Genomic DNA, 8186 nt, shown 5'->3' on the forward strand with positions numbered 1-8186 from the left:
GTATATGAGAAGCTTATCGCCTACTCCAATAGAAAATCCAGAACAGCGTCTAGACTCTATATTAGTATTATTACTGCTAAGAGAAGGATATATAACTATAGAGCAACTTAGCCAAGAATTTTTAGTGAGCACTTCTTTAATAAAGAATGATTTAAAAAGATTAAATTTAAAACTTGAATACACAGATTTATATTTAGAGCGTAGAGCACATTATGGCATTCAAATAATAGGATCTATTCAAGAAAAACAAAAAAATCTTTTGAAACTTTTCTCAAAAGGAAATGGGAAGCTTAAGGAATTTTATAATCAGTTTATCAATAATAATCAAATAGAAAAAATAAGAAGCACAGTAGAAAATGTACTAAACAAATACAAGTTAGAAATAAATCTTGTAGAGCTTAAAGAACTAACACTTCAATTGACAATTTTTTATATTAAGGGAAGTATAAGAAAAGAACATAGACAAAATAAGCTAGTAGAAAGTAAAGAATCTAAAGAACTTATAACAGAGCAGATTATACAAGAAGTATTCTCAGAGCTTCAATATTTTATTGATGATGAGGAAAAGGATTACCTTGCTAGTTTTATAAAGAGAAAGACTAAAAGTAAAGAGTATGAAATAGATAGCTCTCAAAAGAATAAGCTACAACAAATTATTCATTACTTCTTTGAAGAAGTAGATAAAAAATATAGTACTAAATTTTTAGAAGATAAAGAGTTTTTTAATTTATTGTACTTACATGTAGCGTCTTTAATAGAGCGAGTTAAGAGAGAACAAAACTTAAAAAATCCGATACTAGATCAAATAAGTCAGCAATATCCAACAGTATTTAACCTGGCTATTCAGTTGTCTAAGATATTGGAAAAAGAATATCAAATAAAAATAAGTCAAGATGAAATTGGTTTTATAGGTACTCATATTGCAGTGCCATTTGAAAAAAGCAAAGAAAAAAGCTTTAGTCAAAAATACAAAATAGCCATAGTTTGTTCTTCCGGTGGTGGAAGTGCTTATCTAATTAAATTAAGACTTAAAGAGATATTCCCTAATGCTAAACTAAGAAATTTTTCATTATTAGATAAAGAAGATGTAGTAAAATTTTCACCAGATTTGATTTTTTCTATAGCTGATTTATCATTTGAAGTAAATGCTCCAGTTATTTTAATAAAAGAGATACTAGATGAACTTGATTATCTAAAAATTAAAGAAAGTGTAAGATTTGTAGATGACTTTGGAAAGGTAGCAAATCCTCAACAATATTTCTTGAGTTTATTTAATAAAAATCATTTCACATGCATAACAGAGAATGGAGAGTATAAAAGTATTATTTATACTATGGCACAAAAGGTAGTGGACCTTGGTGATTCTGGAGTAAGTTATCCAAGAGATGTATGGGAGCGTGAAAGTTTTTTAAGTACTATATATACAAATGGAGTAACAATTCCACATCCTATTGAAATGACAGGGAATAAAAACTTAATATCAGTTGCTCTTATACAATCAGATATTGAGCATGAGGGTAGAAAGCCAACAATTATATTCATGATTTCATTAATAAAGGGTAATCTTGAATTACATAAACAAATTAGTAAATATATTAGTGACATCATGCTAAGTGAAAGCACTGTTAATTATTTAAGACAATCACAATCCTATGAAGAATTTATGTATAAATTAAAGAATAGTTTAAGGGGGTAGCAGATGAATATAGATTTCCTAAAGAAATTATCACAAGCAGATGCAATAGCATCTAATGAGGAAGAAGTCAGGAATGTACTTTTAGATGAATTAAGAGATTATAGTGATAATGTAGTATGTGATGGACTAGGTAGTATTATTTTTTCAAAAGAAAACAAGGGAAATGCACCTAAGGTTATGATATGCGCTCACATGGACGAAGTAGGTTTTATTGTAAGAAGTATAAGTAAAGATGGTATGATTCATTTGATGGTAGTTGGAGGAGTTAAGCCTTTGGCTCAGCATCTTCAAAAGGTAAGAATAACAACTGATAGCGGAGATAAAATACCTGCAATCATTAATGGAACTTATAAAAATGATATAACTGAGGATTTATATGCTGACATAGGAGCTTACACTGATGAGGAAGTATATAACTTAGGTATTCAAGTGGGGGATATGGTAACTTATGCTACTGAATTTGAAGGATTTTCACTTCCTAATAGATTGGTAGGTAAGGCATTTGATGATCGTCTAGGATGTTTCGTTATGGGTGAAGTATTAAAAAATCTAGAAGGAAAAGAATTAAATAGTAATGTTTACTTTGCAGCAACAAGTAGCGAAGAGGTAGGTATAAGAGGAGCAAAAACAGCAGCTCAACTAGTTAATCCTGATATTGTATTTGTAATAGATGTAGGTTGTCACAAAAATGAATTTGTAAGAGATCATACTAATAAAAAGCAAATTGATAAAGGTGTAATGCTTATGCATTTTGATAGGACATTAGCTCCAAATAAAAAAATGATAAACTACATAAAAGAAACTGCGGATAAACTTAATCTACCTCTTCAACATGACATGTTTAAATCAGGGGGAACAGATGGAGGAGAAGCTCATAAGGTTAATGAAGGTAAGCCTTGTGTCGTTACTTGTCTTCCTGTTAGATATGGACATTGTGCATTTTCAATTGTTAGTCCGATAGACATTGAATCAATGATAAAGCTATACACAGAATTAATATTAAATTTTGATGAAGAACTATGTAAAAAAATAAAAAACTTTATATAAAAGGAGAAAATAAAATGGAAGCAACAGAATTTCAAGTTATGGAACTTATAACAACAGCAGGGGAAAGTAAGGCAAAAGCTTTTGAAGCATTAAAGATGGTAAAAAGTAAAAATTTTGATGAAGCTAGGTCTTTAATAGAAGAAGCACGTAAGATTGATGTTAAAGCTCATAGAATACAAACTGAATTAATTACTAAAGATTTGAGTGAAGATGAAGAAAGCCCTGCTATTGGACTACTTATGGTGCATGCACAAGATCATTACATGACATCTCAACTAGCAAAAGATTTAATAGAGACTCTAATAGAAGTACTTGATAACTAAAAGTGTAAAAAAATCTCTTTTAGTGGGTATATATGTGCTTACTAAAAGAGAAAAAATAAATTAAACTAATAAATAATTTTAGGAGGAATAATTATGAAAATATTATTATGTTGTGCAGGTGGATTTTCTACAAATATGTTAATGCAAAATATGAAGAAGGTTGTTAAAGAAAGTGCTAAGTTGGATGAAAACGATTTTGAATTTACAGCTATACCAGCAGATTCAATTGAAAGTGAAATAGATAATTGGGATATGGTACTTATAGGACCTCAAATATCTCATAAGTTAGATTTCTTAAAGGGGATATTAGAACCTCGTAATAAGCCTTATGCAATAATTGATAAAGATGTATATGGAAAAATGGATGGAGCAACAGTAATGAAGTTGGCTTTAGTAACATACAAAAAGCATGAAATGTTAAATAAATAAAATAAACATCAAGTAAATAAACAAATAAATTACGCAATAGGGGGATACGAATGTTCGCTAAATTTGAAGCATTTATGAATCGTGTATTTATGCCATTAGCGCATAAAGTTGATAATCAACGTCACTTGGGGGCAATAAAAGCAGCAATGGTAGCAATGACACCATTTACAATACTAGGGAGTTTCTTTGCTATAATTCCGGCACTTCCAAATATGATAGGGGAAAATAACCCAGTAAGTCAGTTTATATTAAATAATAGTGAAATATTAGATTTACCAGTAACACTTTCTATAGGTTTATTAGGATTATATGCCTGTATGTGTATTGCTTATAATTTGGGGAATCATTACAAGTTATATATTCCTGGATGTATAACCCTTTCAGCGTTTTCATTTTTGTTCCTAGTAGCATCTTTCACACCAGATGGTGCTTTAGAACTTGGAAATTTAGGAGCAAAAGGTCTATTTACAGCGATGATTGCATCCATAGGTGCTACGGAATTATATAACTTCTGTAAACGAAAAAATATTACAATAAGAATGCCAGAAGGTGTTCCAGACTTTGTATCTAAGTCATTTGAGTTAATACCAACTACTATAATAGTTTGTGGTACATTTATAATTGCGCGTTTTGTATCATTAAGTGTATTTGGAGAACTACCACCTCAAATACTTACTAGGTTCTTAGCTCCATTAGTAGGAAGTATGGACAATCCATGGGCTGTATTATTATTAAACTTCTGTATATGTACAGTATTCTTCTTTGGAATACATTCATCTGTGTTCAGTCCTATAACTCGTCCTATAATGGTTACATTTATAGCAGAAAATATAGCAGCTATGCAAGCAGGTCAACCAATACCTCACTTTTATACTGCAGGTGCATCAAGTGCATTCTTTGGGTTTACAGGAGCAGGTATAACTATGGGGTGTGTAATTGCATGTATGTTATCTAAAAATAAAAGTTACAAAAAGATTGGGCAAGTATCATTATTCCCATCCTTATTTGGTATTAATGAACCGATATTATTTGGAGCACCAATAATATTAAATCCAATAATGTTTATACCATTTGTATTTGGAGGAGCAATAATAGGTACACTTCCAATGTTCTTAATGCACCTTGGTTTATTGGCGAAGCCAGTATTTGATCCACCATACGTAGGTGTATTCTTAGAAGGATTCTTAACAAATGGTGACTGGCGTTCTATAGTAGCTAACTTAATACAATTAGTATTAGCAGTAGCATTATACATGCCATTCTTTAAAATTATGGAACGTCAAGAAGAAGCAAAGCTAAACAAAAAAGAACAAGAAAAAGAGCCAAGTAAAAATATATTCTCAGATGATGATGTTGATATATTAGATGATCTTGGGCTAGATTTCTAGGTATGATTATGGAGAATAGAATATATAAGATAAGAAATTTAATAGTAGAAAAAAATATAGATGCACTATTAATAAAAGGTAAAACTAATAAGAGATATATCGGCGCATTAACAGGAAGCGGAGTATATGTTTTAGTTACAAAAGATAATGCTTACCAGATCTTAGATGGAAGATATATTGAAGAGGCAGATAAAAAGACAATAGGCTTTATAAATAAAGTTGTTCCGCAAGGATTATATATACCGACTATAATCGAATTAATAAAAGAATTATCCATAGAGAAGGTTGGTATTGAAAATCAAGCTATGACTATAAAAGAGTATATTGATTTAAGTGAGGCTGGCTTCAATATTACATTGTTAACCAATGAGATAGGTAAAATGAGATCAGTAAAATCTAAAGATGAGATTGAACTTATTAAAAAAGCTTGTGAATTAACTGATGAAATATTTAAAGAAGTTATTGCAGAAATAAAAGAAGGTATGACAGAGCTAGAGGTCGCTGCATTAATTCAATATATGAGTATGAAAAAAGGTGCAACTGGTATGGCATTTGATACAATTGTTGCATCTGGTGAAAGGGGAGCCATGCCACATGGCCGACCTACTACAAAAAAACTAAAAAGAAATGAAGCTATAACAATAGATTTTGGTATTGTTTATGAGGGATATCAATCGGACATGACGCGTACTATATCTATAGGAACGCCTCCAAAGAAGATTCAGGAAATATATGCGGAAGTTCTAAAAGCGCAACAATTAGCAATTGAAGGAATTAAAGAGGGTGCTTATGCAAAGGATGTTGATAAGATTGCTAGAGATAGTATAACTGAGTCAGGATTTGGTGATTACTTTACTCATGGATTAGGTCATGGAATTGGTCTTGGGGATGGAGAGGTGCCTACATTAAATTCTAGAAGTGAAGATATTTTAGAAGAAGGTATGGTTATGTCTTGTGAACCAGGTATTTATATTCCTGATTTAGGTGGAGTACGAATAGAAGATGATGTAGTTATAGAAAATGGAAAAGGCGTTTCGCTCAATAAGACATCCAAAGAATGGATTATATTAGGGGAGTAAGATATGAAATATAATTTTGATAAAGTAATAAATCGAAAAGAAAGTAATTGCAGAAAATGGAGCAATCATGTCTTAAAAGAAAAATTTGACTTAGATGAAACTGCAATTCCAATGGACCTTGCTGATATTGACTTTGAATGCGCTCCAGCAATAAAGGAAGCTATAATGAAGAGAGCGTCAGTAGGTGATTATAGTTATACCTTTATATCAGATGAGTTTTATGAATCTGTAATAAATTGGAATAAAAGAAGATTTAATGTTGATATAGAAAAAGAATGGATAAAATTAACTTTTGGTACAGTTTCAACATTACATTATATAGTACAAGCTTACACAAAAATAGGTGAAGGGGTATTAATAAATACACCAGCATATGATCCTTTTGCAGAAGCTATAGAAAATAACAATAGAAAACTATATTGCAGCCCACTAAAATTAGAGGATAATAGATACTATCTAGATTTTAAAGATATTGAGAGTCAAATGAAAACTGGTAATATTAAAGTATATATATTCTGTAGTCCTCAAAATCCATCAGGTCGTGTATGGACAAAAGATGAATTATATCAATTATCAGAGTTATGTTTAAAATACAATGTACTTTTAGTAAGTGATGAAATTCATAGAGATGTAGTATTTAAGGGGGATAAATTTATATCTTTATGGAATGCACATCCAGAAATTCAAAGAACTAGTATAATATGCGTATCTCCGAATAAAGGATTTAACCTAGGAGGACTTAAAACATCATATGTCCTAGCACAAAATAAAGAAGTAAGAGAAATTTTATTAGAACAACTAAAAAGTAATTCTATAACATCTCCAAATGTATTTGCTATACCAGCAATTACTGCTGCATATGACCATGGCGAGGAGTGGCTAGATGAAATGGGAGAGTATGTTTATGGAAACTTTGAAATAGTATATGACTTCTTTAGGAATAACATACCTGAGGCTAAAGTAATGGAATCGGATTCGTCTTTTCTAGCGTGGATTGATGTAAGAGGATTATTTAAAAATGAAGACGAAGCTAAATCATTCTTTAAAGCGGCAAATGTAACAATGGTGGTTGGAAGTTACTTTGTTCAAGATGGAGAGGGATTTATTCGCCTTAACATTGGATGCCCAAGAAATACATTAAATGAAGCTCTTAATAGAATAAAACATACATACGAAACATTATATTGTAAATAAAAATAACCGTACATCTGTGTTATACAGTTGTGCGGTTATTTTTATTCACAGTGTTTATTAAGAGTTTATATTTTTTGAAAATATTGTTGACAAATTTAAAAGTAGAGCATATACTATGAATATAACATACCCCTGGGGGGTATAAAAATAAAGAAATAAGCAATAAAAAGTAAGTCATAATAAATAACTATAAATACCGGATGTGTAAACTATATAAAAATATAAAAAGGAGATTTAAAATGAGTAATTTAAAAAAAGCAAGTTATAAAATAACTGGAATGACATGCTCGGCTTGTGGAAAAGCTGCAGAAAGAGCAGTCAAAAAAATTGAAGGAGTAGTTAGCCAAAGCGTGAATATGGCTACAGAAAAAATTCAAATAGAATATGATACTACTAAAGTTAAGTTCGAAGACTTAGAAAAAGCAATAAAAAAAGCAGGATACAACTTACTTGAAGACGTTAGATATAGCAAGATAGATTTTAAAATAGGTGGAATGACTTGCGCATCTTGTGCAAAAGCGATCGAAAGAGCTGTGAACAAGCTAGATGGAATAGAAAGTATAAGTGTAAATGTAGCAACAGAAAAAGCAACAATAAGCTACGACCTATCTAAATTAAAATTAACTCAAATAAGAAATACAATTGAAAAAGCAGGATACAAAGTATTAGAAAAAAGTGAAAATAAAGAAGCAAGTATTGATGAAGATAAAGTAAGAAAAGAAAAAGAAATGAAGACTTTATTTACTAAGTTTTTAGTAGCTGTGGGATTTTCATTACCATTATTTTATATAGCAATGGGGCCTATGATATCAGCACCAGTTGGACCATGGCCAGTACCAAATATAATAGATCCAATGGCGAATCCTTTAAACTATGCCTTAATTCAATTAGTACTAGTAATACCAGTAATGATTGCTGGAAATAAGTTCTATACAAATGGATTCAAAGCACTGATAAATAAGAGCCCAAATATGGATTCATTAGTAGCAATAGGAACATTAGCAGCATTTTTATATAGTGTATATACAAC

8 protein-coding genes are annotated in these 8186 nt (G+C 30.6%); all 8 read left to right on the forward strand.

The window, feature by feature from the left end:
• On the forward strand, positions 1 to 1696 hold a 1696-nt coding region (locus CHL78_RS18770), incomplete at its 5' end, for a BglG family transcription antiterminator (protein WP_116041695.1).
• Positions 1697 to 1699: 3 nt separating this feature from the next.
• The gene (gene ypdE / locus CHL78_RS18775) at positions 1700 to 2743 is read left to right on the forward strand and encodes an aminopeptidase (protein WP_094369795.1); all 1044 of its coding nucleotides are present in this window, start codon (positions 1700 to 1702) and stop codon (positions 2741 to 2743) included.
• A gap of 14 nt (positions 2744 to 2757) precedes the next feature.
• Positions 2758 to 3066, forward strand: a complete 309-nt coding sequence (locus CHL78_RS18780; RefSeq protein ID WP_094369796.1) for a PTS lactose/cellobiose transporter subunit IIA — start codon at positions 2758 to 2760, stop codon at positions 3064 to 3066.
• 93 nt (positions 3067 to 3159) lie between these two features.
• Positions 3160 to 3495, forward strand: coding sequence for a PTS sugar transporter subunit IIB (locus CHL78_RS18785; protein WP_094369797.1), 336 nt, complete (start codon positions 3160 to 3162; stop codon positions 3493 to 3495).
• A gap of 50 nt (positions 3496 to 3545) precedes the next feature.
• Positions 3546 to 4883 carry a PTS sugar transporter subunit IIC gene (locus CHL78_RS18790; protein ID WP_094369798.1) on the forward strand — a complete coding sequence of 446 codons (1338 nt, stop codon included), beginning with the start codon at positions 3546 to 3548 and terminating at the stop codon, positions 4881 to 4883.
• 8 nt (positions 4884 to 4891) lie between these two features.
• Positions 4892 to 5962 (forward strand): aminopeptidase P family protein, encoded by a 1071-nt coding sequence (locus tag CHL78_RS18795; RefSeq protein WP_094369799.1) that lies wholly within the window; start codon positions 4892 to 4894, stop codon positions 5960 to 5962.
• Positions 5963 to 5965: 3 nt separating this feature from the next.
• Positions 5966 to 7156: a MalY/PatB family protein gene (locus CHL78_RS18800; protein ID WP_094369800.1), complete on the forward strand. Its 1191-nt coding sequence runs from the start codon at positions 5966 to 5968 to the stop codon at positions 7154 to 7156.
• 239 nt (positions 7157 to 7395) lie between these two features.
• The coding region (locus tag CHL78_RS18805; RefSeq protein WP_147295854.1) for a heavy metal translocating P-type ATPase at positions 7396 to 8186 on the forward strand (791 nt) is incomplete at its 3' end.

It is taken from the genome of Romboutsia weinsteinii, from assembly GCF_002250835.2.
Lineage (GTDB): Bacteria > Bacillota > Clostridia > Peptostreptococcales > Peptostreptococcaceae > Romboutsia_A > Romboutsia_A weinsteinii.

What these genes read in the sequence shown, in the direction of transcription:
- ypdE (WP_094369795.1), top strand. Translation starts at nt 1,700, where the DNA reads ATGAATATAGATTTCCTAAAGAAATTATCACAAGCAGATGCAATAGCA.
- CHL78_RS18780 (WP_094369796.1), top strand. Translation starts at nt 2,758, where the DNA reads ATGGAAGCAACAGAATTTCAAGTTATGGAACTTATAACAACAGCAGGG.
- CHL78_RS18785 (WP_094369797.1), top strand. Translation starts at nt 3,160, where the DNA reads ATGAAAATATTATTATGTTGTGCAGGTGGATTTTCTACAAATATGTTA.
- CHL78_RS18790 (WP_094369798.1), top strand. Translation starts at nt 3,546, where the DNA reads ATGTTCGCTAAATTTGAAGCATTTATGAATCGTGTATTTATGCCATTA.
- CHL78_RS18795 (WP_094369799.1), top strand. Translation starts at nt 4,892, where the DNA reads ATGGAGAATAGAATATATAAGATAAGAAATTTAATAGTAGAAAAAAAT.
- CHL78_RS18800 (WP_094369800.1), top strand. Translation starts at nt 5,966, where the DNA reads ATGAAATATAATTTTGATAAAGTAATAAATCGAAAAGAAAGTAATTGC.